Raw genomic sequence first — 24,817 nt, forward strand, 5'->3', positions numbered from 1 at the left:
CGGGCCACAGACCCGAGGAGCACCATGCCCGCTGATCCCACCGCGCCCACCGATCTCGCCCCCGTGCTGGTCACCGGCGCCACCGGTCTGCAGGGCGGCGCCACCACTCGCGCCCTGCTCGCGGCGGGCGTACCCGTCCGGGCCCTGGTCCGCGACCCGGCCACCGAACGGGCCAGGGCCGTCGCGGCACTCGGCGCCGAGCTGGTCACCGGGGATCTCTACGACCCCGGCTCCGTACGGTGGGCCGCCGAAGGGACGCGCGCCGCCTTCTCGGTCCAGATGCCCGACATAAACAACCTCGAGGGGGACTCCGAGTGGGTCCAGGCCCGCAACCTGATCGACGCCGTCCGCGACGCGGGCGTGCCGCAGTTCGTGCACACCTCGGTCTCCGGCGCCGACCAGCACCGCGCCGCGCCCGGCTGGGCGGAGGGCCGCTGGCCGAGGACGGAGCACTACTACGAGACCAAGAGCGCCATCCAGGCCCGGGTCCGCGAGGCGGGCTTCCGGCACTGGACGCTGCTCAAACCGGCCGTCTTCATGGAGAACTTCCTCCCCCCGTCCGCCCTGCTGCCGCGCGGCCCCGAGGGTGGCCTGGTGACCGTCCTCAAGCCCACGACCGAGCTCTCCCTCATCGCGGTCACCGACATCGGAACGGCCGCCGCCGCGGCCTTCGCCGACCCGGAGCGGTTCCACGAGGCCGAGCTGGAGCTGGCGGGCGACCGCCTGCCGATGACCCGTATCGCCGACGTCCTCTCCCACGCCCTGGACATCGCGCTGACGGCCCCGTCCATGACGGCGGCTGAGGCCCACGCCGCCGGAACGCCGGAATGGGCCGTCCACCACTACGAGTTCCACAACCACTTCACCCACCCCGCCCGCCCCGCCCACGCCCGGGGCTTCGGCCTCCCCCTCACCGGCTTCGCGGAATGGGCCGAACATCACCTGAGGGGTGAGGGGTGAGGTCTGCGCCGTCCCAATGGCGTATCCCGTGTGCTGTGCTCATGATGGTCGGGTAGGGCTAATCTTCAGCTCTGCCTCCAGCAGCGTGTACAGCAGGAGGGCCGGTAACCCACTTTTGCCCGCGCACCCTATCGCTGCTGGAAATCTCACGCGTGCCGTTTCGGATTCGGTGGGTCGCTTCGCCGTAGGCACGTGCACTGGTGGCCTATGGCAACAAATTGCCTTCCATCATATGAATCACTGCAGGTAGGTGAATCATGGATACCTCGATAAGGAAGATCAACAGGCTCATCGCGGCGCTGGCGGCTGTCCTGCTGGTATCCCTCGGCGCGAGCGCCGGAGCATGGGGCGACAGTCGCGGGCAGGACGCGGCGGTGGAGAAGTCTCCGTCCTCGTCGTCTTTCCCGCAAGAGGAGCCTCCCCCCGGTTTCAAGTCGAAGTACGCGGAAGTGAACGGTTTCCGCATGCACTACCTGCAAGGCGGTAAAGGTTCGCCGGTCGTTTTGATCCACGGGTTCCCTCAGTCGTGGGTCGAGTGGCGGGACCAGATGGGGCCGCTCTCCAAGAACCACACTGTGATCGCGGTTGACCTCCGCGGCGCTGGCAACTCCGAGGTCACCAAGGGCGGTTATGAGAAGGCGCAGATGGCCAGGGACGTGCATGAGCTGCTGAAGCGGCTGAAGCTGAACAACGGCGTCCAGGTCGTCGGGCACGACGTCGGTCTGTGGGTCAGCTACGCCTACGCGGCCCAGTGGCCGCGGGAGGTGCGCCGCATGGCCGTGATGGAAGCTCCCATCCCGGACGACAGCCTGTACCGCTTCCCGGCTCTGGAAGCCAACCCGAAGACCCCGTCCATGTGGCACTTCGGTCTGTTCCAGTTGCCCCTTGCGGAGCACCTCATCTCCGGTCACGAGCGCGTCTTTGTCCAGGGCTTTATAGAGGAGCTTCTGGTCAACAAGGCCGCGTTCACGCCGGCTGACTACAACTTCTACGCTCATTACCTGAAGGAGCCGGGCCGTACGGTGGCCTGGATGAAGATGTACCGCGAGCTCCGCGGGGACGTCGATCAGAACAAGAAGTTCCTGGCCGAAGGAAAGCTGAAGATGCCGGTCCTGGCGATTGGCGGCCAGGCGTCGTTCGGTGGCAAGATCGCCGACCAATGGCGTGACTACGCCACGAACGTCAGCGGCCGGGTCCTTAAGGGGGCGGGTCACTGGGTGACCGAGGAGAAGCCCAAGGACGTGACGAACCTGCTGCAGTCCTTCCTGCAGAAGTAGGTTCTGCCGCGAACGGCGGCCCTCGCAGCAACGGATCCTGCGGCCAGCACATCGAAGACGAGGCGCTCAAGCCGGGTGATCTCTTGTTCCAGGGCGAGAACGGCGGCATTTGGCGGGTTCCGTCATCCGCCGGGCATGGCGCAGCGCTCGCCGGGCCTACGCTCGGTGTGTCGACGGGCAGTTGCCGGACTTGAGGAGGCGACTCGAAGCTGCCGGGGATCTGCCCGACCTGTCCGGCGCGTGGTCCGCTCCGCCGCTGAGAACTTCGACACGTATTCGACACGGTCACCCGCAGAAACCCGGTGACAGTCGGACGGCCCCGGAGCTTTCCCTTGATCGTCGGAGGCGCGCGCGGGGCTGTGCCGTGGCCGGTGGAACCGCTCCGAACGGCGAGAAGACCCCCTTCGCTACGTGCGTAGAGAAGAGGGTCCAGTGCGCCCCCGGCAGGACTCGAACCTGCGGCCAAGCGCTTAGAAGGCGCCTGCTCTATCCACTGAGCTACGGGGGCCGGTGGTGGTCGCGGAGCTGCTGAGCCCCCGGTGCCTGCGGGGCCGACGGGGCGGCCGTGGTGCGGGTGGCCGGGCTCGACGGACCGTGACCTTGCCGGGACAAGGATAGGGCTCCTTGCGCCTCGCCCCGGTTGCTTCACCTCCGTGGCACGTTGTGGAGGTTCAGTGAAGCGGTCTGATAATCGCAGGCAGGTCTGAAACTTGCATCGTTTTTCGCGCCTCAGGGAACGGGTGTTGTCTACTCGTTATGCCCGCGCCCCTGTCGTCACGTCCACCTCATGCCCCTTTTAGGGTGATCCGGGTGGGTCTCTTTGACGCGCACGAGTGACCATACGCTTCAAAAAGGCACCAAAAGCGTGCATTCTTCACCACGTGGCGATCTTGGACGTACGGCCCCGGCTGCTCGACGCGCTGACCTCACTGCGTGACCGTGTCGACGCCGCTCGGTTTCCGCTCCCCCTTCCCGGCGCCGACCGCGCTCGCCGCAGCCGAGCCGAGCTGCTCGCTCAACTGGACGACTACCTCGTGCCCCGGTTGCGCGCCCCCGAAGCGCCCCTGCTGGCGGTAATCGGGGGATCGACGGGGGCGGGCAAGTCCACCCTCGTCAATTCGCTGGTCGGCCGACGGGTCACCGAGGCCGGTGTGTTGCGGCCCACGACGCGTACGCCGGTGCTGGTGTGCCACCCCGACGATCACCCCTGGTTCGCCGGACAGCGGGTGCTGCCGCGGCTCACCCGGGTGTGGGTGCCGGCGCAGGGGGAGCGGGCGGAGAGCGCGTACGACGAGGAGGGGCGGGCGCAGGAGGGGCCGGCGGCGCTGCGGGTGGAGACCGACCCGGGGCTGGCGCGGGGGCTGGCACTGCTCGACGCGCCCGACATCGATTCGCTGGTCGCGCGGAATCGCGATCTGGCCGCGGAATTGATCTGCGCCGCGGACATCTGGGTGCTCGTCACCACGGCCACCCGCTACGGCGACGCCGTCCCCTGGCATCTGCTGCGGACCGCGAAGGAGTACGACGTCACCCTCGTCACCGTCCTGGACCGGGTGCCGCACCAGGTGGCCGCCGAGGTCTCCCGGCAGTACGCCGCGCTCCTTACGGCGGCCGGGCTCGGCGATGTCCCGCGCTTCACCATCCCCGAGCTCCCCGAATCCGCGGGCGGCGGCAGCGGGCTGCTGCCGTCCACCGCCGTCGCCGCCCTGCGGTCCTGGCTCACCCAGCACGCACAGGATCCGTACGCCCGTACCGTCGCCGCCGCCCGTACGGCCGCCGGGACGCTCGCCTCGCTGAGTTCCCGGATGCCCGCGCTGGCCGGGGCCGCGGCGGCGCAGCACGCGGCCGCCGTGCGGCTGGTCCAGCGGGTCGAGGGCGCGTACGGGGAGGCGGTGGAGCGGGTGCGGCGCGAGATCGCGCAGGGCGCGGCGCTCGCGGGCGGTGCGCTCACCCACTGGCACGGCCTGCCGCATGACAGCACCCCCGATGAGCTCCTTACGGCTCTCACCGACTCCCTGGCCACCCTGCTGCGCGGCGCGGCCGCCACCGCGGACGAGCGGGTCGCGGAGGCCGGGAGGCAGGACCCGGTCGCGCGGGCCGGGCTCGCTCCGTGCGACGCGCCCGGCGCCGCCGAGCGGATCGGCGTGGCCGTACGGCACTGGCGGCGCTGTGCCGAGGAGCTGGCCGAGGAGGAGGCCCGGGTCCGGATCGCCGAATACGGGGGCAGTTGCGCGCCCGAGGAGATCGCCGCCCTGCTCGCCGCGTCCCTGCTGGGCGGACGCCGCGCCCGTAAGGCGGGCGAGAAGCTCGCCGAGACCCTGGGCGCGCATGCGGCGCTGCGTCTGGGCGACCGCGGCGGACGGCTGCTCGACAGCTGTGTCGCGCGCGCCCTGCGGGCGGAGCGCGACGGCAGGCTGGCCCCGCTGGACGCCCTGGACATGTCCCCGGAGCACCAGGTCGAGCTGATCGCCGCGCTGTCCGTACTGCAGAAGGAGAGGTGACCGACGGTGACGGCCACGGAGGGCAACGGCGGCAACGAGGGCGGCGGGGGAGACCGGGCGGCGGGGGGCCGCCACACATGGGACGACGGCCTGATCGCCCGGCGTGCGAACCGCTGGACTGGAGGACGTGCCGGGGCCCGTCCGGCCCGTGCGGTGGACGAGGGGAGGCCGCAGGAGGCCGCGGCGGGCGTTTCCCACGCCACGGCCGGCTACTTCCCGGGGGAGGAGACCGCCCGGCGGTCCTTCGGCGGCCCTCCCTACGCCGTGTACCAGGCGGGCGTCCGCAGCTTCGCTACGGGCACCCTGCGGCCCCGTCTCGAGGCCCTGCGCCAGCTGGTCGGGCTGTCCCGGTCCCGGCTCGAGGGGCGCACGCTCGCCGGGGCCGCGCGGGTGCTCGACGAGGCGGACGCGCGGGGACGGCATCCTTACGGGCACACCGTGGTCGCCGTCGCCGGGGCCACCGGAAGCGGTAAGTCGACACTTTTCAACGCCCTCGCCGGAGCCCCCCTCTCCGAGGCCGGGATCCGCCGTCCGACCACCGCCACGCCCCTCGCCTGTGCGTGGACCGACCACGCCGACGGCCTGCTGGACCGGCTCGGCATCCCGGCGGTGGACCGGCGCAACCCGGGCTATCCGTACGACCCGGCGCTGCGCGGTCTCGTCCTCCTCGACCTGCCCGACCACGACTCGGCCGCCCCGGGCCACCGGGAGCGGGTGGACCGGCTGCTGGGTCTCGTCGACGCGGTGGTGTGGGTGGTGGACCCCGAGAAGTACGCGGACGCGGTCCTCCATGAGCGCTATCTGCGGCCGCTCGCCGGCTATGCCGAGGTGACCTTCGTCGTGCTCAATCAGGTGGACCGGCTGCCGGGCGAGGCCGCGGACCAGGTGCTGGACGATCTGCGGCGGCTGCTGGACGAGGACGGGCTCGCCCTCGGGGAGCACGGGGAGCCGGGGGCGGCCGTGCTCGCGCTGTCCGCGCTGACCGGCGAGGGCGTCGGGGAGCTGCGGGAGACGCTCGGGCGGCTCACGGCCGAGTGCGGGGCGGCCGAGCGCCGGCTGTCGGCGGACGTGGACGGCACCATGACGCGGCTGCGCCCGCAGTATGTGGCGGACAACGGGCCGATCGGGCTCACCGAGCGGGCGCGGGCGGAGTTCGAGGACCGGCTTGCCGAGGCGGCGGGCGCGGCCGCGGCCGGACAGGCGGCGGAGCGCGCCTGGCTGAGGGACGCGGAGTGGCGGTGCGGAACGCCCTGGGGGCGGGTGCGGGGGAGGAAGGCCCGCGCCTCGGGGGGCTCCCGGGCCTCGCGAACCCCCGGAGCCGCGGAGCGGATGGAGATCCCGGGCGCGCGGGCGCGCACGGTGGCGGTGGAGGCGGTCACGGCGCGCCCCGCGGTGGAGGAGGCCGTACGGACGCTCGGGGACCAGGCGACGGCCGGGCTGCCCGGCCCCTGGGCGCAGGCCGTACGGGAGGCGGCGGGGTGGGGCGGCAGAGGACTGGCGGAGGCGGTCGACGAGGCGGTGGCGGCCGCGGCGGTGGACCGGCAGCCGATCCGGCCGGTGTGGTGGTCGATGGTGGCGGCGGCTCAGGTGACCTGGCTGGTGGTGCAAGTGGTGGGGGTGCTGTGGCTGCTGGGAGCCACTGCCGGGGTGTTCGGTGGGCCCGAGTGGTGGATGCCGGCGCTGCTGGTGGGCGGTGCGGCGGTCGGCCCGGCGCTGGCGTGGGGCTCCCGGGTGGCCGCGCGGGGGCCCGCCCGGCGCCATGGCCGGTCGGTGGAGGGCCGGTTGCGGGAGGCGGCGGCCGAGTGCGGGGCCAGGCGGGTGCTGGAGCCGGTGGAGGCGGAGCTGGCGCGGTACGGGGAGGTACGGGCGCAGTACGTCATCGCGGCGGGCGGCGGGTGACGGTCGGTCACCCGGGCGGGTGACCGAGTTGTCCACAACCGCGGGGTCGTGCACAGGGCCCGGCGGGGCCTCGCGATCCCGGGCAGCATGGTTCACGAACAGCACGGCAGAGCCGGGAATTGATGGGGGAGGCGTAGCCGGTGAATGAGAGCTGGGTGACCGTGGTGGGCAATGCCGCGACGCGGCCGGACTTCTGGGAGACGGCGGCGGGTGTCGCGGTGGCCCGGTTCCGGTTGGCGGTGACGGTGCGCCGGTGGGACCGGGGTCGGGACGCGTGGGCGGACGCGTACACGAGTTTCTATACGGTCTGGACGTGGCGCACGCTCGCCGCGAATGTCGCCGGGTCGGTATCGCTCGGTGAACCCCTCGTTGTCCATGGGACGTTGCGGGTGCGGGAGCGCGAATGGGACCGGGAGCGAGAGCGGGAGAGGGATCGGCCGCTTCAGGGAGAAGGGGGAGGCGCGGCCGCGGGCCCGGTCCCGGCCGTGGATTCCGGCGGCGGGCCGAATCAGCCCAGGCGCTGGGTCATCGCGGAGATCGACGCGATGGCGGTCGGGCATGATCTTACGCGGGGTACATCCGCTTTTCGTCGGGTTTCACAGGCCAAACCGCTGCTAAACGCACCGACCGGGGCAACTTCCCCGTGAGTGAAGGCGATCACGGGAGATTTGTCGATAATCCCAGGTCATAAGTGATCTGAGGATTGATAACGATTCCGATTCGGATCGGTTGGGTCTAGGTATTGCAGGGGAGCGTGCGGTTCTTTTCTCCCTAGGATCCCTGCGTGCCCAACGGGGGTTCCTGAGTTTTGAGTTCGCTGGCGAGGCGCACCAACAGACTGGCGCTCGCCCGGAGGGGAAACCATGATTTCTGTAAAGAGGCGGGGCGCTGCCCGCCTTGCGGCCGCCGTTCTGGCGTCCGGCCTGGTCGCGGCGGGCGCGATGGTCACCGCCGGCACCGCCGCCGCCGATGACGCGCCCCCGAGCCAGGGCGGCGCCACCGCCACGCTGGGCGGTCTCAAGACGTTCGACAAGGCCGTGATCCACGAGAACGGCAAGGACCAGCAGGTCGGCGCCGGCCTCTTCGAGATGTCGGTCGACAACGGCGGCTCCATCCAGACGTACTGCATTGATCTGCACAACCCGACGCAGAGCAAGGCGAAGTACGAGGAGAAGTCCTGGGCCGAGACGTCGCTGGCGAACAACCCCAACGCGGGCAAGATCAACTGGGTTCTGCAGAACTCCTACCCCCAGGTGAACGACCTCGGCGCGCTGGCGAAGACGGCCGGTACCGGTGCCCTCACCGAGAAGACCGCCGCCGCGGGTACGCAGGTCGCCATCTGGCGTTTCTCCGACAACGCGAAGGTCGACGCGATCGACCCGCAGGCCGAGAAGCTGGCCGACTACCTCGAGAAGAGCGCGCAGAACCTCGAGGAGCCCAAGGCGTCGCTGAGCCTGGACCCGCCGGCCGTCTCCGGCAAGGCCGGTGAGCGCCTCGGCCCGGTCAAGGTCCACACCAACGCCGACAGCGTCACCCTGACCCAGGGCACCGAGGCCGGGGGCGGCGGCGTCAAGCTCGTCGACAAGAGCGGCAAGGCCCTCACCAGCGCCGCCGACGGCGGCGAGGTGTACTTCGACGTCCCGGAGGGCGCGGCGGACGGCTCCGCCACGCTGACCGCCCAGGCCGCCACCAAGGTTCCGGTGGGCCGCGCGTTCGCCAGCGCCACCAAGAGCCAGACGCAGATCCTGGCCGGGTCCAGCGAGAGCACCGTCTCCGCCACCGCCACCGCGAACTGGGCGAAGAAGGGCGCGGTCCCGGCGGTCTCCGCCGAGAAGGACTGCGCCAAGGGCGGCGTGGACATCACGGCCAGCAACAAGGGCGACGAGGCGTTCACCTTCGAGCTGCTGGGCCAGAAGTACACCGTCGAGGCGGGCCAGTCGAAGACCGTCACCGCCCCGGTGAAGGAGGACCAGAGCTACAAGTTCAGCATCACCGGTCCGAACGGCTTCGAGAAGACCTTCTCCGGCGTTCTCGACTGCAAGACCGCCAGCAGCGGTGGCGGCAGCGACACCCCCTCCTCGCAGCCGAGCCCCGCGTCGGCCGGTGGCAGCACCGGCGGTGACACCTCCGGTGGCGACCTCGCCGAGACCGGTAGCAGCAGCAACACCCCGATGATCGCGGGCATCGCCGTGGCGCTGGTCGTCGTCGGTGGCGGCGCGGTCTTCTTCGTCCGCAAGAAGAAGGCGCCCGCGGGTCAGTGAAACGCCTGGGCGGCGACGCCAGGACAGCAGTGATCGCTGAGTGAAACGAAGGTCACCGAGTGTGGTGATCATCGAAAACGCGGTGATGGAGGGCCGGAGCCTCGCGGAGGCTCCGGCCCTTCGCGTCATGGGGGCGGCGGATACCGGGGTCGTGGGGACCGCGGATGCCGGACTCACACCGCACGCCGGACCAAACGGGTTTCCGCCTCGGGCTTGGCGTACGGCAAGATGGCTGTATCTACCCTCATGCGGTGGAGCCGCCACGGATACGGACCCCGCGGCGGGGCCGCATCTCGATACCTACCAGATTGCCGGACGGTTTCTCTTGGCTGAGTTCATCTACACCATGCGCAAGACGCGCAAGGCGCACGGCGACAAGGTGATCCTCGACGACGTCACGCTGAGCTTTTACCCTGGCGCGAAGATCGGTGTCGTGGGCCCCAACGGCGCCGGTAAGTCGACGGTGCTGAAGATCATGGCGGGCCTGGAGCAGCCGTCCAATGGTGACGCCTTCCTGTCGCCCGGCTACAGCGTCGGCATCCTGCTCCAGGAGCCCCCGCTCGACGAGTCCAAGACCGTGCTGGAGAACGTCCAGGACGGCGTGGCGGAGACCAAGGGCAAGCTCGACCGCTTCAACGAGATCGCCGAGCAGATGGCGACCGACTACAGCGACGCGCTGCTCGAGGAGATGGGCAAGCTCCAGGAGGACCTGGACCACGCCAACGCGTGGGACATGGACGCCCAGCTCGAGCAGGCCATGGACGCCCTCGGCTGCCCGCCCGGCGACTGGCCGGTCACCACCCTCTCCGGCGGTGAGAAGCGCCGGGTCGCGCTCTGCAAGCTGCTGCTGGAGGCTCCCGACCTGCTGCTGCTGGACGAGCCCACCAACCACCTGGACGCCGAGTCCGTCAACTGGCTGGAGCAGCACCTCGCCAAGTACGCGGGCACCGTCGTGGCCATTACCCACGACCGGTACTTCCTGGACAACGTGGCCGAGTGGATCCTGGAGCTCGACCGCGGCCGCGCCATCGGCTACGAGGGCAACTACTCCACCTACCTGGAGAAGAAGCAGGCCCGGCTGAAGGTCGAGGGCCAGAAGGACGCCAAGCGCGCCAAGCGCCTCAAGGAGGAGCTGGACTGGGTCCGCTCCAACGCCAAGGGCCGCCAGGCCAAGTCCAGGGCCCGGCTGACCCGTTACGAGGAGATGGCCGCCGAGGCCGAGAAGACCCGGAAGCTGGACTTCGAGGAGATCCAGATCCCGCCGGGCCCGCGCCTGGGCGGCGTCGTGGTCGAGGTGGAGAACCTCTCCAAGGCGTTCGGCGAGAAGGTCCTCATCGACGACCTCTCCTTCACCCTCCCGCGCAACGGCATCGTCGGGGTCATCGGCCCCAACGGCGCCGGTAAGACCACGCTCTTCAAGATGATCCAGGGCCTGGAGACCGCCGACGCGGGCAGCATCAAGGTCGGCGAGACCGTCAAGATCTCCTACGTCGACCAGAGCCGCGCCAACATCGACCCCAAGAAGACGCTGTGGGCGGTCGTCTCCGACGAGCTCGACTACATCAACGTCGGCCAGGTCGAGATGCCGTCCCGTGCCTATGTCTCCGCGTTCGGCTTCAAGGGCCCGGACCAGCAGAAGCCGGCCGGCATCCTCTCGGGCGGTGAGCGCAACCGCCTCAACCTCGCGCTCACCCTCAAGCAGGGCGGCAATCTGCTGCTCCTCGACGAGCCCACCAACGACCTCGACGTCGAGACCCTCTCTTCGCTGGAGAACGCGCTGCTCGACTTCCCCGGCTGCGCCGTGGTCGTCTCCCACGACCGCTGGTTCCTCGACCGCGTCGCCACGCACATCCTGGCGTACGAGGGCGAGTCCAAGTGGTTCTGGTTCGAGGGCAACTTCGAGTCGTACGAGAAGAACAAGGTCGAGCGGCTCGGCCCGGACGCGGCCCGTCCGCACCGCGCCACCTACAAGAAGCTCACCCGGGGCTGAGCGGATGGCACGCCATATCTACCCCTGTCCCCTGCGCTGGTCCGACATGGACGCGTTCGGCCACGTCAACAACGTGACCTTCCTCCGCTACCTGGAGGAGGCACGGGTCGACTTCATGTGGCGGCTGGCGCCGGGGAACGGGAGTGACGCGTTCACCGGCGGCGTGGTCGTGGCCCGGCATGAGATCGACTATCTGAAGCCCCTCGTCCACCGGCACCGCCCGGTGACGGTCGAGACCTGGGTGACGGAGATCAGGGCCGCGTATCTCACCCTGCGCTACGAGATCAAGGACGAGGACGCGCTGTATGTGCGTGCCGCCACCCGCATCGTGCCGTACGACCTCGACCAGAGCCGCCCGCGCCGGGTCTCCCCGGAAGAGGAGAGGTTCCTGACCGAGTACCTGGAGCCGGACCCGGTGAAGAAGAGCGCCGGTAAGGCGGCTGCGAAGTCCGGCCGATCCGCCGGATCCGCGGGTGGCGCCGAGCGGCCGGAGGGGGCCGTCGCCGTATGACGGCCGCCGGCCAGGAGCTCCACTTCGCCGACGCCGGGGAGGCGGCCGATCTCGCCGCCTTCCTGGCCCGGCTGATCCACTACGACCGGGCGGCGGCGGTGCGGCTGCAGGCGGGCGGCGGTGTGCTCGCCGTCTTCGGCCGGCCGCCGTCCTTCGAGGTCCTCGCGATCCGTACGGCGCGGCTCGAGGCGATCATCGGCACCGACGCCACGTCGGCCGGGGAGGCCGGAGCGGCCGGGGCGGCGAGCGGGCCCGGCGCCCTGGATACGACGGTCTCGGCGGGCGAGCTCGAGGACGCGCTGGACACGGCGCGGGCCGGGCGGACCGCAGACGGCCCCGAGGTCCGTGACCGGGGCCTGGTGGTCACCGTGCCGCAGGCCGTCACCGGTCCGCCGTGGGCCGGGGTGCTGCCGCCGCGCGGCGGCTGGCGCCGGGTGAGCGGCCTGCCGGGCGTGGACGAGGTGCGCGGGGCGGTCGCCGCCGCCGTCGCCGAGTTCCGGGCCCGCGACGCGGAGCTTCCCGAGGAGCGCCGTACGCGCGCCGAGCGCGACCGCATCGGCCATGAGATCTGGTCCCGCACGCTCGGCGACACCGGGCTCCCGCTGCGCGCCGTGCATGCCGCCCAGTCGCTGGGCTTCCTGCGCCCGGTCCGGGCGGCGGCTCCGGCCGCCTCCGCCCCCGGTGCCGCAGGCGGTGTGGCCACGGCCGCGCCCGGCCCCACGGCCGAGCCACTGGCGCTGCTCGCCGCGGGCGGCTGGCTGCGGCTGCGCACTCCGTACGGCTCGATCGCGGTGCGTACGTCGGGCCTCTCCGGCCTGTCCGTCACACCCGCCTGAGCCCGCCGGGTCAGTCCGCTGAGCCCGCCGGTCAGCCCTCCGTGTTGATCATGGAGGCGGCGGCGTACGTCAGGTAGTGCCACAGCTGGCCCTCGAGCTTCGGGGCCAGCTCCAGCTCGTCGACCGCGTCGCGCATATGGCGCAGCCAGGCGTCATGGGCGGCGCGGTTCACGGTGAAGGGGGCGTGGCGCATGCGCAGCCGCGGGTGGCCGCGGTTGTCGCTGTAGGTGCGGGGGCCGCCCCAGTACTGCATCAGGAAGAGTACGAGCCGCTCCTCGGCCGGTCCCAGGTCGTCCTCGGGGTACATCGGCCGGAGCAGCGGGTCCTCGGCGACCCCCTGGTAGAAGCGGTGGACCAGACGCCGGAAGGTCTGCTCGCCGCCGACCTGCTCGTAGAAGGTCTGCTCCTGAAGTGTGCCTCGCGGAATCTCTTTCACGCCTCCATGGTCTCAGACACCCCCGGCTGGAAAAGGGGGCGTGGGTCGCGGCTGGAGGGCGGGCGCAGGAGAGTGGAGTCATGGGCAGCACGGGCGGTGGCACACGCAGTGCGCCGGACGCCGTGGAGCGTGTGGCGCGGGGGAAGCGTATGGGCCGGGAGGCCGATGGGTGCGCCGAGGAGGCCGCGGTGGTACGGGCCGGGCTGGTCCGGGAGATCGTGGCGGGCGGGGGACTCACGGACCCCGCCTGGCGGGCGGCCTTCGAGGAGGTGCCGCGTCATCTCTTCGTGCCCTACTACTACGAGGCTGGGGAGGCGGGCACGGCGGCACGTGCGCCGGGTGTGGCAGGCGCGGCATGTGCGCGGGGTGCGGCAGACGCGGCATGTACGGCGGGTGCGGTGGGTGCGGCAGACGCGGCACGTGCGGTGGGTACGGCAGACGCGGCACGTGCGGCGGGTGCGGCAGGCACGGCGGGTGCGGCAGACGCGGCACGTGCGGCAGGCACGGCGGGTACGGCAGGCGCGGCAGGTGCGGTGGGTGCGGCACGTGCGCCGGGTGCGGCAGACGCGGCAGGTGCGTCGGGCCGCGAGACAGCAGGGGCAGCAAGGGCCGGTGCGGCGCACGGGACGGTCGGCTACACCCGGCTGTGGCGCGACGACCCCCACCCGCTGCGGCGGGCCCGCTGGCTGGCTGGCGCGTATGCGGACGCCCCGCTCGCCACGCGGGTGCGCGACGGCGAGTTGATCACCTCCAGCAGCCAGCCGTCGCTCATGGCGCGGATGCTCCAGGCGCTCCAGGTGCGGGACGGGGACCGGGTGCTGGAGATCGGCGCGGGCACCGGCTACAACGCCGCGCTGCTGGCCCATCGGCTCGGCGATACCCACGTCACGACTCTCGACCTCGACCCGGAGATCACCGAGGCGGCCCGTAACCATCTGGCCGCCGCCGGGTTCCGCCCCGCGGTCGTCACGGGCGACGGGGCGCGCGGCTGTCCGCTGCACGCTCCCTACGACCGGATCATCGTCACCTGCGCCGTGGTGTCCATCCCGTCCGCATGGCTCGGCCAGTGCCGTCCGGGCGCGCTGATCCTGACGCCGCTCGCGACCGGGCTGATCGCCCTGAGGGTCGCCGACGCCGGCCATGCGGAGGGGCATTTTCTGGCCATGCCCGCGTACTTCGTTCCGCTGCGCGGCAGCGGCCCCCCGCCTCAGGTGCCCACGCACGGTCTGCCGTCCCGGCCGCTGCTGGACGACTCCTTCCGCTTCCTGCTGAACGTGGCCGCGGGCCATATGGAGCCGGTCGAGGCCCTCGCGCTGTGGGAGCACGAGGGCAGGCCGGGGCGGGAGCGCTACGGGGTGACGGTGCGGGGCGAGCGTCAATGGGCCTGGCTGGACGACCCGGAGGGCGCCTACGGCTGGCCGCTGGGCCCTCCCGGCGGCCTTCAGCCCCGGCTTCAGCCCTTCTAGGGCTTCAGTCCTTCCAGCCCTCCGGTCCCACCCCGCCCGTCCCGCCTCAGCCCCGGCGCACCGTGATCGTCGTCCACGCGCCGACGTGGACGCGGTCGCCGTCCCGGAGCGGGACCGGCACGAACGGCTGGATCGGCTCCTCGCCGCCGTTGATCGTCGTCCCGTTCGTCGAGTCCTGGTCGACGACCGCCCAGACGCCGTCGGGCTGCTGGACGAGGAGCGCGTGCTGATGCGAGACGCCCGGGTCCTCGGGCGGGCGCCCGAGGTCGATGTCGGGGGCCTCACCGGTGCTGTGGCGGCGCCGGCCGATGGTGATCTGGCCGCCGTTGAGCGGCAGTTGCTGCTCGGGGGAGTAGGCCGGGAGGTTCAGCCCGGCGGCCTCCGGGCCGCTGCGGTTCATCATCGCCATGAAGTACTCACGGTCCGGGGCGACCACGGCTATCCAGTTCCCGGGCGCCGACGACGGAGCCCCGCCCTGGCCGAACTGGGCGCCGCCGGGCGGCGTCGAGTGCTGCGGCGCGCCGGGGTGCTGCTGCTGAAGCGGCTGGTGGCCCGGCCCCTGCTGCTGCGGCGGCGGGGCGTACCCTTCGTTCCCGTACGGCTGGGCGGGGGGCGCCGGAGCCTGGGGGTAGCCGTAGCCGTACTGCGGCACGGCCGGGGGCGCGCCCTGGCCGTGGCCCGGGGCGCCCTGCTGCGGTGCGCCGTGCGGGGGCGTGCCCCCCTGCTGCGGCGGCGGGAGCGTCCAGTCGCTGTCGCCGCCGAACCCCGGAGCGGAGGCGTGACCGGCGCCGCCCTGCCCCGGGTGCGGGACATGCGGCACCCCGTGCCCCGGCTGCTGCGGTGGCGCGTAACCGCCCTGCGGCGGACCGTACGGAGAAGGCGTGTGCGTCTGGAAGTTGAACCGGCACTCCTCGCAGAACGGAGCCTGCGCCTCACGCGGCGTACGGCACTGCGGGCACAGCTCCTGCTGCTGCGCCGGATAGCCGTAGCCCCCCGCGCCGCCGGGCGGCGGTGGGCCGCCCGGCCCCGGACTCCCGTAGCCGCCCGGTGGCACGGGCACGCCGTGGCCACCCGGCGCGGGCTGTGGCGGAGGTGGCGAGACGGCACCGGAGGGCATGGGTGTCCCCGACATCCGGTGGCCACACACCTCGCACCAGTCGTCGGCCGCCGAGTGGTGGCCGTTGGGACAGGTCGGCATGTCGGATCCCCCTCTTGTGGCTTTCTCGGTGTTTCTGCCGAGAAGTGCTACGTGAGTGCTGGTTATGTGCTACTTCTTGACGCGAACTGTCTTGGTGGAGCGCGTTTCGAGTGTCATCTCGTCCGCCTCCGCGACCTTCGCCTTCAGTCGCACAGTACCTGCCGCCACATCGAGGACGTCCACCACCTTCGCGAGCAGTTTCGCCGTGTCCTCGTTCCCCGATGCGGTCGCCAGCTGTACGGCACGCCCCAGCTTCGCGGTCGCTTGTTCGGCATCGCCGGACTTGCGGGCATTCATGCCCTGTTGGATGACCTGGGCCAGTTCGGCTTGGCCCGTATAGTGCGCCACCTGCGGATTCATCGCGGTGGAGACGGCCAGGTCAGCCGTCCACACCGCGCGTACCAGCCCCTGTGCCAGCGGGCTCGGCGGGCTGCCGACTCCGTCGGGCGGCGGCTGGACCAGGGAAATCCTGGCCGCGAGCATCTCCTGGCCGACCTCCGCCGCCGGAACTCTCACACACAGGTGGTAGTCGCGGGACTCATCGCCCCAGGACCCGGTGGGATAGTCGCCCGCGCGCGGACCGGCTTCGACGCGGCGGGCGGTCAGATCCTCGACCGTCGGTGCGACCTGTTTCACATACGCCACCTCGGCGCCCTTGGGAGTCCACAGCCGGAGGCTGACGTCGGCGATCTCCTTGCCCATCGCCGCCTCCATCATCCGCGTGAAGTCCGCGGAGAGCCCGGCGGGATCGGCGACGATATCGGCCGTTCCGAGCAGGGCGGAGGCGATCCCGGTGACCTCCTCGACCTCCCAGTCCGTACCCACCCCGCGGGCGTCGCAGGTGAAGCGGCCCGCGCAGGCGTCGAGCACCGCCCGCAGCCGCTGCGGCTCCTCGTGCTCGTTCCGGCCGTCGGTGAGCAGAATGCCGTGCCGGATCGTGGCATCGGCGGAGCCGAGCAGCAGGTCGGCCAGCAGCAGCCAGGTGCCGATCGCGGTGCCGCCGCCCGGACTCAGGCTCCGCAGCGCGTCCTTGGCCTGGGCGCGGGTGAGCGGATCGGCGATGGCCAGCCGCCCGTTGCCCGGAAAGACCTCGACCGCCTTGTGGGTGCCCGCCACCACGGAGAAGGCGACGCCGTCGCGCACCGTGTCGATGGCGGCGGCGGTCGCCTCCCGTGCGTGGCGCATCTTCGTCGGCGGATAGTCCATCGAGCCGGAGCAGTCCACCATGATCACCACGGCCGCGCGGGCGGAGGCACCGCCCGGGACGCCCCCGCCGTCGTACGCGCCGGGGACGCCGTCGTACACGCCGGGGACGCCGTCGTACGCCTCGGGGGCGGCGGCGGGAGCGGGGATCGGCGGGCCTTCCGCGGCCCCGCCGCCGGACGAGGTGACGGTGATGATCGCGTTCACCTCGCGGCCTCCCTCGGGGAGGTACTCGTTCTGATAGACCTCGACCGAGAACCGCGGCGCGTCGGGCGTCGAGAAATGGGCCATATCATCCGCTCCTTGGCGACCGTCAGGCGGATCCTGCCCGGCCCGGGGCCGCGGGGAACGGCACGACCGCCACTGTTACGTTGTCGTGGCCCCCGCCGTCGAGGGCGTGGCCGACCAGGATCTGCGCGCTGTTCAGCGGCCGGGAACGGGCGTCCGGCGGCACCGCGCGGGCCATCTGCTCCGCCGATTCGGCGTAGTTCCACAGCCCGTCGGTGCACACCACCACGACGCCCGGCCGGTCCGGTTTGTAGGAGGCGGTGTGGGGCTCCAGCTCATAGGCGTCCGCCCCGAGCCAGCCGGTGATGGCGTGGGCGCGCTCGTCCGCGTACGCCTCGGCCTCCGACATCAGCCCCGCGGCCACCATCTGGGCCGCCCAGGAGTCGTCCTCGGTGAGCCGGGCGGGCGGGGCCGTACGGTCGTCGGGGACCCAGTAGGCGCGGCTGTCGCCGACCCAGCCGATGGTGAGGATGTCGCTGGTCACGACGGCGCTGACGATGGTGCAGGCCGGTGCGTTCTGATGACGCTGGCCCTCGGGGTGCGCAGCGGCCGCGCCGGTCTCCATGGCCAGCGAGTTGACCGCCTCGGCGGCGGCGACGATCGCCTCGTTCATGGCCTGCTGGGGGTGGGCGCCGCGCGGCAGCGAGGCCCGCAGCGCCTCACCGGCCGCATGGGCCGCGGCGGCCGAGGCTTCGTCGGGGCGGGTGGCCGAGGAGACGCCGTCGCACACCACGGCGACCACGACCGGTGAGCCGTCGGGCAGCTCGGCGGTGGACACCGCGTACGCGTCCTCATTGCGGTGATGGCGCAGCCCTCGGTCGGTGGCCGCGGCGATGCCCTCCAACTCGCTCTCCATATGGTCGCGTTCGCGTGCCTGGGCGTGTCCGCAGCGCTCGCAGTATCCGTCCTGGTCGATGGTGCCCTCCTGGCACGCGGCGCACCGGGCGCGGTGCTCGCCGCCGGGCAGCCGGGGGTCCGCCCCGGTGCCGGTGCCCGCCATGCTGCCCGTGCTGGTCGCCGCGCTGGTGTGCGTACTCGCGTTGGTCCCCGTGTCGATCTCCGCGGGGGTGCCGGTCTCGGTGGGTGGCGCCGCCTCGGGCGCGCCGAGCGTCCCGGCGGCCCGCGGATCGGCCGGCTGCCCGTACCCGTCGGGGGCCGGGGCGGCCAGCTCGTAGTCGTCCGGCTCCGGCTCAGGGTGGGGGGACCGCGCCGCGCCGTTCAGCTGCGGCGGTACCGGCCGGTCGCCGGGCGTCTGCGCCGCCGGCGTGGCCACCGCCGTCAGATCGGCACCGCACTGATCGCAGTATCTGTCTCCCGCCTGCGGCGGCTCATCACAGGTCGGGCAGGCTGACAGCTGGGCTGGCTGCGGCATCTGCGACATCGATCACACCCACGTCCTGGGGCGGAAACGGTTGGCCCGCTCCACCAGTTCGATCCTCTCCTCGCCTCGCTGCGCGAGTCTGGCGAGTACCCGGTACGAGCGCTCCAATCCGAAGCGCAGCCCGCGCTCGTCGAGGCTGCTGCCGAGCAGAGGCGGCCGGTTGTGTCCCGGGGGCGCCCCGCTGCTGCCGGACAGTACCCAATCCAGGGCACTGCCCAGGACCTCCGTACGCAGCCGCTCGCGCCGCACCGCGTCAAGACCGAACTCGCCCAGCCGCTCGACCTGGGCGGCCGAGGCCGCCAGATCGCCCAGCAGGGCGTCGTACGGGGCGCGCTGGCGCAGCCGGGCCCGTACGGCGGCGACCCGCGCCGCCGTGTAGTGGATCGAGGACTCCGGGACCGATTCCAGGGCCCGCACCGCGCCCGCCCGGTCCCCGGAGCACAGCAGGACCCGGGCGAGGCCGAAAGCGGCGCTCACAAAGCTCGGGTCGGTGGCCCACACCAGCCGGTAGTACTCCGCAGCGTTGTCCAACTGGCCTAGGACCTCGGCGCAGACGCCGAGCGCCAGCTTCGGCGCGGGCTCACCGGGGAACGCGTCGTAGACGGCGTCGAAGGAGAGCGCGGCCGTCTCGCGGTCGCCGGTGGCCAGCGAGTGCAGCCCCCGGTACCAGACGATCCGCCAGTCGTCGCTGTACGCGGCCTCCAGACCGGTGAGCGCGACGCCCGCGTCCTGCTCCTGACTCAGCTCAAGCTGGGCGCGGACCCGGCGCAGCCGCAGCTCGACCGAGTCGACGGGCGCGGTCCGCAGCGCGGCGCTCATCTCGGCGGGCTCGGCGGCCAGCAGCCCGGCCAGGAATCCGGCGTTGGGGTCGTCCGGGTCCACCAGCGGGACCGGGAGCGCCAGCGCGGTGGCTCCCCCTTCCAGCGTGGCGATGGCCGGCAGCGGCAGGGCCAGCGGGCCCGGCGGCCGCTGCGCGGGGACGGGCGCGGTGGCGCCCCGGCCGATGGGCCGGGCGCCCAGCAGGGACGGATCCTGGCCGTCGTCGGCGAACAACTCGGTGTCCACGACGCGTGGTTCCGGGCCGAAGAGGGTGGACAGGGCCGGCCGGGGCCGCCCGGTCTGCAGCGCCACGACCTCCCGCAGCACCCCGGTCAGCTGGTCGGCCATCTCCCGCGCGGAGGCGAAGCGGCGCCCCGGGTCCGGGTCGGTGGCCCGCACCAGCAGCCGGTAGAAGGATTCATAGCGCCGGAAGACCTCGATGTGCTCGGGGTCCGGCAGGCTGTCCACGAAGACGTTCGTATAGCCCTGGAAGTCGAAGGTGAGCACGGCCAGGGTGCGCGCCACCGTGTAGAGATCGGAGGCGACCGACGGGCCGGTCTCGGCGATCTCGGGGGCCTGGTAGCCGACCGTCCCGTAGATGGGGCTGTCGTGGTCGTCCATCCGCCGGACCGCGCCCATGTCGATCAGCTTGAGCTGGTCCTGCTGCTGAATGGCGTTGTCGACCTTGAAGTCGCAGTAGAGCAGATTGCGGCTGTGCAGATGGCCCAGCGCCTCCAGGGCCTCGATGCCGTAGGCGCAGGCCTGCTCGACGGGCAGCGGATTGCGCCGGCCGTCGGTGGTGCGCAGGGCGTTGGCGATGTCCTTGAGGGACTTGCCGCCCACGTACTCCATGACGATGTAGCCGTCGAGGCTGCCGGTGCGCTGGTCGAGATGCTCGACGAAGTTGTAGATCCGGACGATGTTGGAGTGCTCGATCTCGGCGAGGAAGCGGCGCTCGGAGACGGCGGCCGCCAGGGCCTCCTCGTCGCCCGTGTCCAGCAGGCCCTTGAGGACCACCCAGCGGTCCGACACCGCGCGGTCGATGGCCAGATAGATCCAGCCGAGCCCGCCGTGCGCCAGACAGCCCGCGACCTCGTACTGGCCGTGGACGATGTCACCGGGGTTCAACTTCGGTACGAACGAGTACGGATGGCCGCATTTGGTGCAGAACCCCTCCGTGCGGCCCGGCCGCTCGCCGCGGGCGCGGCCCACCGGGGCACCGCAGTCCCCGCGGCTGCAGAACCGCTTCCGCTCGGGGACCTCGGGGTCCGCGAGCACCGCCGTCCGCGGATCGGGGCGCGGCACATCCGGGACGCTGACCAGACCGGCGCCCAGTGCGTTCCGCCCGGAGGAGGCCGCGGTGGAGGAGCGGGAGCTGCGCACCGAGACCGAACGCGACGAGGTCCGCCCGGACATGGAGCGGGACAGCCGCCCGGACACCGAGCGCCGGGACGAGGAGGAGCGTGCCGAACGCGACCGGCCCGAGGCGCCGGACGAGGAGTCCCGGCCGGACAACGGGGAGGATCCTTGGCCGGACGACAGGGAGGAGCCCCTGACCGACGACGAGGATCCGCCGCCCGACGACGAGCCCCCTCCCGACGACGAGGAGCCCCCGACCGGTCCGCCCCGCCCGGTGATCCCGGTGGGCGGTGAGGCCACCAACCCCTGCGGTGAGACGACCGGGGCCATACCGCAGACATCGCAGTACAGCTCACCTCCGCCCACGTCCTCGTAGGACCCGCCGCAGTCACGCCGCTGGCAGGCGGCGACCGCCGCAGTCATTTCGTGCCTCCCTCGATACCTTCGTCGGCCGGGCCCGTCTGGCGTGGCACCAGGGCCTCGGCCGCCGCCTGCTGATAGCGCAGCACGGCCTGCTCGGCCACCCGCAGATCACACGGGGCGCTCCACAGCATCCGGCGGGCCACGTCATACCGCTCCACCAGCATCGGATCCTCCGCCATGCCGTGGCGGGCGACCTTCGCCTTGTACGCGTCGAGACGGCCGCGCAGCTCGGCGCGGACCGCCAGCGGCGCGGTGACCGCGGTCAACGACTCGCGGGCCCGCAGCAATTCGTCGTCGGCGCGCTGCTCCAGGCTCTCCAGCAGCGGCGAGAGCCGGTGCCACTGGGAGCGCCTGCGGTAGTCGGCGGCGGCGACCAGCTGCTCGTGCAGCGCGGTCGGCGGGCCGCTGACGGCCGGCACCTCCGACGCCGCGATCTTCGCGAGCACCTCACCGCGCGCCTGGCGCGCCTCCGCCAGGGTGCGATCGGCGCGGGAGAGCACATCCCGCAGCCGCATCAGCCGCCGCTCGGCGTCCTGCCGCACATCCAGGACCGCCTCGATCTCCCGTCGCACATCCTCCAGGGCGCGGGCGGAGCGGTCATAGCGCTGGGTGTCGGGGCTGCCGCCGCCGGGCGCGGAGCTGCCGCCGGCCGGTTTCCAGAAGGCCAGCGGGTCGGAGACCACTTCGGCGCGCAGCGCGGTCAGCTCGGCGGTGATCTGCTCCAGATCGTCCCCCGAGGGGTGCTCACCGGGACGCACTCCGACGGAGTTGGCGAGCGAACGGGTGCGGTGCAGCTCGGCGGAGAGCATGTCGATCCGGGCGGGCAGCGCGGACCATACGGCGTCGGCGCTGACGATGACGCCCAGGGCCTCCGCGTACCAGCGGTTCATCCGGTCGACCAGGCGGTCCAGGCTCAACTCCTCGCTGAGCAGGGGCGATCCGCCGAGGGTGGCGCTGCTGGGCAGGGTGATCGCGGTGCCGCACAGCAGCTCGGTGAGCTCGGTCAGCTCTTCCTGTGTCGGCCAGCGGTGACGGGAGCGCAGCTCACGGGCGCGGGTGAGGGCCTCGGAGTACGCGTCGAAGTAGCTCCAGAGGAGAGAGATGGCCTGCTCGGTGGTGGACCACCGGTCCTTGGTGACGCCCGTGAGCTCGGCGCCCTCGAGGAGCCTTCTGCCCGCGTGGTCCTGGAGGGCGAGCAGCGAGGACTCGATCGCCTCGTGCTCGGCGGCGAGCTTCGCCAGCGCGCGGTCCACCTCCTCACGGCCCATGACCGGGCCGTCGGGTGCCCCCGCGAAGCTGGGGAAGGGTCCCGGGACCCCCATCGATCACCTCTCCATGTCCGTAACCGTTGTGTGATCCGTCTGCAGCGTCATCCCTACGCGTGTGAGGCGGGTGCTAATCCTTGCCGGTCCGTGATCCTTGCACGTACCCGATGTGTCCGGGTCCGGCGCTAGTCCTTGTATTCGGGGGCGGGTGGTGCCGGATTCTCCTGTGCCGTGCTGAAGTCCTTGGCGAGCCACTTCTGGTAGGCCTGCATCCAGGGGCTGCCGGCACCGCCCTGGCGGTAGTTCTCCAGAACCTTGTTGACCCGGCGTACCAGGTCGTCGTCGTCCTTGTTCATCGCCACGCCGTAGAGCTCATCGGTGAATCGCGAGCCGACCAGCTTGACGGAGGGGTCCTGGGCCGCCTGGCCGGCCGCCAGCGCATTGTCGGTGATCACCGCGTCCACCTGGCCGAGTTGCAGCCTGACCAGACAGTCCAGCTGGTTGGGAACGGGCTTGACCTTGATCGCGCCCAGCTGCTCGGCCCCGGTGTCCGGCTTGTCCAGCTCGGCCTCGGCGGTGGAACCCTGCGCGGTGCAGACCTTCTTGCCGCGCAGGGTCTTGTTGTAGCCGGTGATGGACGAGTCGTCGGCGACCAGCACCTGCTGCCCGGCCTGGAAGTACGCGGTGGAGAACGCGACGTCCTTGATCCGGTCGCAGTTGATGGTCATGGTGCGCACCACGACGTCCACCTTGCCCTGTTGCAGGGCCTTGATGCGCTGACTGGTGGGGATGGTGCGGAAGATGACCGCGTCCGGATCGCCGAATATGTCCTCGGCTATGGCGCGCACCAGGTCGATGTCGAAGCCGGTGAGGTCGCCGGTGGCCGGATCGCGGTATCCCCAGCGGTAGCTGTTCTGGTCGACGCCGGCGATCAGCTTGTTGAGCTTATGGCCGTTGACCTCACGGTTCTTGATCCGCTTGATGGCCGGGCCGCTGGCGCTGGACGGGCGCAGGCTCGCCTCGGGATCGCGGCAGCTGTCCGCCGCGGCCTCGGCCTCGGCGCCGACCCGCATCGTCTGAGGGCGCTGCGCACCGCCCTTGCTGTCGCCGTCGCCGCCGTCGTCCATCATCGCCGGCACCGCGATGGCCGTGGCCACGCCCAGGGCGCATACCGTCACCGCGGCGGCCGATCGCAGCGATCGCATGCTTCCGCCCCCCATCGTCCTCATCGGTACTCCGACAGTCTGCGGCCTATGCCCAGCACCGCGCCCGCGGCTCCCAGCACGGCCAGCACTCCGGCGCCCAGCGCCATGGCGGTGAACGCGCCGCGTCCGTCGTCGGCGGCCTGCTGGAACTCCCGCTGCTCGTGGTCGAGGGCCTCGGCCAGCTTGCTGTCCACCGCGTCGAAGGACTCGCCGGTGCTGTCCTTGGCGCCGATGACCTTGGTCAGCGCCGTCTTGTAGTCGCCCCCGTCATCGGCGGTGCGGGCGGCCTTGTGCCGCACCTGCCACTCCTTGACCCGGTCGGCGGCCTTCTCCAGCGGCTCACGGCCCGCGTCGTCGTCCGCGAGGGCGCGCGCCTTGTCCAGCAGGCTGCCGTCCGCGGGACGGCCGCCGGACGACTCCCCCACGAGCGCGGACATCCGCGAGCCGTAGCTGACCTCGTAGGCGTCCTTGCCCTTGTTGGCGCCGTCCTCGTCGACGACGACCGCGCCGCGCGCCACCAGGGTCAGATTCTCGTCGGCGCGGGCCCGCAGGGAGTCGATCCGCGCCTCGTTGAGCACCTGGAGGGACTTCGCCCCGTGGTCATTGGAGTCGCTGAGCTCGGTGCTGGCGACCGCATGGCCGACCACCAGCCACAGCATCACCACCGTGGAGGCGGCCGTGGCGGCGAGCATGCCGTGGTTGAGCACCCGGTTCGTCCGCTGGTAGTGGCGGCGCTGGGCCCACCCCAGCGCGCCCAGGGCGACCAGGCCGGTGCCGATCGCCACCCACGGCCATGCCTCGGCGTCCTCGTAGTCATCCCCGAGACGGGCGGTCTCGGCCTGGTAGAGCCTGCCCGCGGCGGGCAGCAGCCGGGTGCGCATGGTGTCGTTGGCATAGCGCAGATAGGCGCCGCCCAGTGGCAGCCCCTGGCGGTTGTTGGCGCGCGCGGAGTCGACCAGACCGGTGTACACCGGCAGTAGCTGATTGATCTTCCGTATCTCGTCGCGGGCGGAGGCTGAGCCTCCCGTGTTGGCGGCGGCGCTCACCAGCAGCTTCGAGGCGGTGTCGATGTCCCGCACATACCGCCGACGGACCTGGGCGGGCTCCTGGCCGCCCGCCAGGAAGCCCCTGGTCGCCGTGGTGTCCGCGTCGGCCAGGGAGCGGTAGATCTGCGCCGCGTCGGCGCTCAGCGGCTGACTGCGCTCGGCCACGGCGTCCGCCGCGGTCTGCCGGTCGGAGACCTGCCAGGCCGTGACCGCGCCGAACGCGACCACCAGCGCGGCGAGCACCGCCCCGATGACGCGCAGCCGGCCGGGCTCGGTCGTCGCCGCCGCCCGCGCCCGGTCGAGCCCCTCACGCCACGCGGTCCGCGGCGGGGCCGCGGGCGCGGGTGGCGGCGCGGCTCTGCCGGTGGTCGGCGGGTATGACACAAGACCTCCCCCTTCGCCCGGATTCCGTAGTTGGTGTCGCGGTCGGTGTCGCAGCAGTATGGACCGCGGCGCCAGGAGAGGTCACCGGTCGAGCCTGGATCTTGTTCGG

The 24,817-nt window shown here is 72.0% G+C and carries 18 protein-coding genes and 1 tRNA gene; 10 read left to right on the forward strand and 9 right to left on the reverse strand.

The window, feature by feature from the left end; translation table 11 throughout:
* The first annotated feature begins 24 nt into the window (after positions 1–24).
* Positions 25–960 carry an NmrA family NAD(P)-binding protein gene (locus J5X86_RS08590; RefSeq protein WP_208516183.1) on the forward strand — a complete coding sequence of 312 codons (936 nt, stop codon included), beginning with the start codon at positions 25–27 and terminating at the stop codon, positions 958–960.
* Positions 961–1,217: 257 nt separating this feature from the next.
* On the forward strand, positions 1,218–2,237 hold the full coding sequence (locus tag J5X86_RS08595; protein WP_208516184.1) for an alpha/beta fold hydrolase: 1,020 nt from the start codon (positions 1,218–1,220) through the stop codon (positions 2,235–2,237).
* Positions 2,238–2,672: 435 nt separating this feature from the next.
* Here J5X86_RS08595 and J5X86_RS08600 read toward each other — a convergent pair.
* Positions 2,673–2,745: transfer RNA gene (locus tag J5X86_RS08600), tRNA-Arg, on the reverse strand.
* A gap of 382 nt (positions 2,746–3,127) precedes the next feature.
* Here J5X86_RS08600 and J5X86_RS08605 point away from each other — a divergent pair.
* From J5X86_RS08605 to J5X86_RS08635, 7 genes are all read left to right on the forward strand, one after another.
* Positions 3,128–4,738 (forward strand): dynamin family protein, encoded by a 1,611-nt coding sequence (locus tag J5X86_RS08605; protein ID WP_208516543.1) that lies wholly within the window; start codon positions 3,128–3,130, stop codon positions 4,736–4,738.
* A 6-nt stretch (positions 4,739–4,744) separates the two neighbouring features.
* Complete coding sequence (locus J5X86_RS08610) at positions 4,745–6,637, forward strand: GTPase (RefSeq protein WP_208516185.1); 1,893 nt, start codon at positions 4,745–4,747, stop codon at positions 6,635–6,637.
* A 140-nt stretch (positions 6,638–6,777) separates the two neighbouring features.
* Positions 6,778–7,284 (forward strand): single-stranded DNA-binding protein, encoded by a 507-nt coding sequence (locus J5X86_RS08615; RefSeq protein WP_208516186.1) that lies wholly within the window; start codon positions 6,778–6,780, stop codon positions 7,282–7,284.
* Between the two features lie 216 nt (positions 7,285–7,500).
* Entirely contained in the window at positions 7,501–8,898 is a 1,398-nt protein-coding gene (locus J5X86_RS08620) for an LAETG motif-containing sortase-dependent surface protein (protein ID WP_208516187.1), read from the forward strand.
* A 325-nt stretch (positions 8,899–9,223) separates the two neighbouring features.
* The gene (gene ettA, locus J5X86_RS08625; protein WP_078647424.1) at positions 9,224–10,888 is read left to right on the forward strand and encodes an energy-dependent translational throttle protein EttA; all 1,665 of its coding nucleotides are present in this window, start codon (positions 9,224–9,226) and stop codon (positions 10,886–10,888) included.
* A gap of 4 nt (positions 10,889–10,892) precedes the next feature.
* Entirely contained in the window at positions 10,893–11,399 is a 507-nt protein-coding gene (locus tag J5X86_RS08630; protein WP_208516188.1) for a thioesterase family protein, read from the forward strand.
* Entirely contained in the window at positions 11,396–12,235 is an 840-nt protein-coding gene (locus J5X86_RS08635; RefSeq protein WP_208516189.1) for a hypothetical protein, read from the forward strand. Before J5X86_RS08630 ends, J5X86_RS08635 begins: the two co-directional genes overlap by 4 nt.
* Positions 12,236–12,266: 31 nt before the next feature.
* On the opposite strand, the gene J5X86_RS08640 is transcribed toward J5X86_RS08635, so the two are convergent.
* Positions 12,267–12,671, reverse strand: a complete 405-nt coding sequence (locus J5X86_RS08640; protein ID WP_208516190.1) for a globin — start codon at positions 12,669–12,671, stop codon at positions 12,267–12,269.
* 533 nt (positions 12,672–13,204) lie between these two features.
* Between J5X86_RS08640 and J5X86_RS08650 the strand changes: the two genes are divergently transcribed.
* Entirely contained in the window at positions 13,205–14,137 is a 933-nt protein-coding gene (locus tag J5X86_RS08650) for a methyltransferase domain-containing protein (protein WP_208516544.1), read from the forward strand.
* A 46-nt stretch (positions 14,138–14,183) separates the two neighbouring features.
* On the opposite strand, the gene J5X86_RS08655 is transcribed toward J5X86_RS08650, so the two are convergent.
* The 7 genes from J5X86_RS08655 to J5X86_RS08685 all read right to left on the reverse strand — a co-directional run bounded on the left by J5X86_RS08655 (position 14,184) and on the right by J5X86_RS08685 (position 24,708).
* A complete protein-coding gene (locus tag J5X86_RS08655) occupies positions 14,184–15,335 on the reverse strand; it encodes an FHA domain-containing protein (protein ID WP_208516191.1) in 1,152 nt (383 codons plus the stop codon).
* A 69-nt stretch (positions 15,336–15,404) separates the two neighbouring features.
* Positions 15,405–16,829, reverse strand: a complete 1,425-nt coding sequence (locus tag J5X86_RS08660; RefSeq protein ID WP_208516192.1) for a VWA domain-containing protein — start codon at positions 16,827–16,829, stop codon at positions 15,405–15,407.
* A gap of 22 nt (positions 16,830–16,851) precedes the next feature.
* Positions 16,852–18,207 (reverse strand): protein phosphatase 2C domain-containing protein, encoded by a 1,356-nt coding sequence (locus J5X86_RS08665; protein WP_208516193.1) that lies wholly within the window; start codon positions 18,205–18,207, stop codon positions 16,852–16,854.
* Positions 18,208–18,210: 3 nt separating this feature from the next.
* Complete coding sequence (locus J5X86_RS08670; RefSeq protein ID WP_208516194.1) at positions 18,211–20,808, reverse strand: serine/threonine-protein kinase; 2,598 nt, start codon at positions 20,806–20,808, stop codon at positions 18,211–18,213.
* Positions 20,805–22,130: a hypothetical protein gene (locus J5X86_RS08675; protein ID WP_208516195.1), complete on the reverse strand. Its 1,326-nt coding sequence runs from the start codon at positions 22,128–22,130 to the stop codon at positions 20,805–20,807. The genes J5X86_RS08670 and J5X86_RS08675 overlap by 4 nt, the downstream gene beginning before the upstream one ends.
* Positions 22,131–22,258: 128 nt before the next feature.
* Positions 22,259–23,278 carry a glutamate ABC transporter substrate-binding protein gene (locus J5X86_RS08680; RefSeq protein WP_243979921.1) on the reverse strand — a complete coding sequence of 340 codons (1,020 nt, stop codon included), beginning with the start codon at positions 23,276–23,278 and terminating at the stop codon, positions 22,259–22,261.
* A gap of 20 nt (positions 23,279–23,298) precedes the next feature.
* Positions 23,299–24,708, reverse strand: coding sequence for a hypothetical protein (locus J5X86_RS08685; protein WP_208516197.1), 1,410 nt, complete (start codon positions 24,706–24,708; stop codon positions 23,299–23,301).
* Positions 24,709–24,817 lie beyond the last annotated feature (109 nt).

This window comes from Streptomyces sp. NEAU-YJ-81, from assembly GCF_017592595.1.
GTDB classification, from domain to species: Bacteria; Actinomycetota; Actinomycetes; order Streptomycetales; family Streptomycetaceae; genus Streptomyces; species Streptomyces hygroscopicus_B.

Bases quoted from the DNA above. Each gene is read 5' to 3' on its own strand.
- J5X86_RS08665 (WP_208516193.1), bottom strand. From the start codon at position 18,207: ATGTCGCAGATGCCGCAGCCAGCCCAGCTGTCAGCCTGCCCGACCTGT.
- J5X86_RS08595 (WP_208516184.1), top strand. From the start codon at position 1,218: ATGGATACCTCGATAAGGAAGATCAACAGGCTCATCGCGGCGCTGGCG.
- J5X86_RS08680 (WP_243979921.1), bottom strand. From the start codon at position 23,278: ATGCGATCGCTGCGATCGGCCGCCGCGGTGACGGTATGCGCCCTGGGC.
- J5X86_RS08675 (WP_208516195.1), bottom strand. From the start codon at position 22,130: ATGGGGGTCCCGGGACCCTTCCCCAGCTTCGCGGGGGCACCCGACGGC.
- J5X86_RS08630 (WP_208516188.1), top strand. From the start codon at position 10,893: ATGGCACGCCATATCTACCCCTGTCCCCTGCGCTGGTCCGACATGGAC.
- J5X86_RS08670 (WP_208516194.1), bottom strand. From the start codon at position 20,808: ATGACTGCGGCGGTCGCCGCCTGCCAGCGGCGTGACTGCGGCGGGTCC.
- J5X86_RS08620 (WP_208516187.1), top strand. From the start codon at position 7,501: ATGATTTCTGTAAAGAGGCGGGGCGCTGCCCGCCTTGCGGCCGCCGTT.
- J5X86_RS08590 (WP_208516183.1), top strand. From the start codon at position 25: ATGCCCGCTGATCCCACCGCGCCCACCGATCTCGCCCCCGTGCTGGTC.
- J5X86_RS08655 (WP_208516191.1), bottom strand. From the start codon at position 15,335: ATGCCGACCTGTCCCAACGGCCACCACTCGGCGGCCGACGACTGGTGC.
- J5X86_RS08660 (WP_208516192.1), bottom strand. From the start codon at position 16,829: ATGGCCCATTTCTCGACGCCCGACGCGCCGCGGTTCTCGGTCGAGGTC.
- J5X86_RS08635 (WP_208516189.1), top strand. From the start codon at position 11,396: ATGACGGCCGCCGGCCAGGAGCTCCACTTCGCCGACGCCGGGGAGGCG.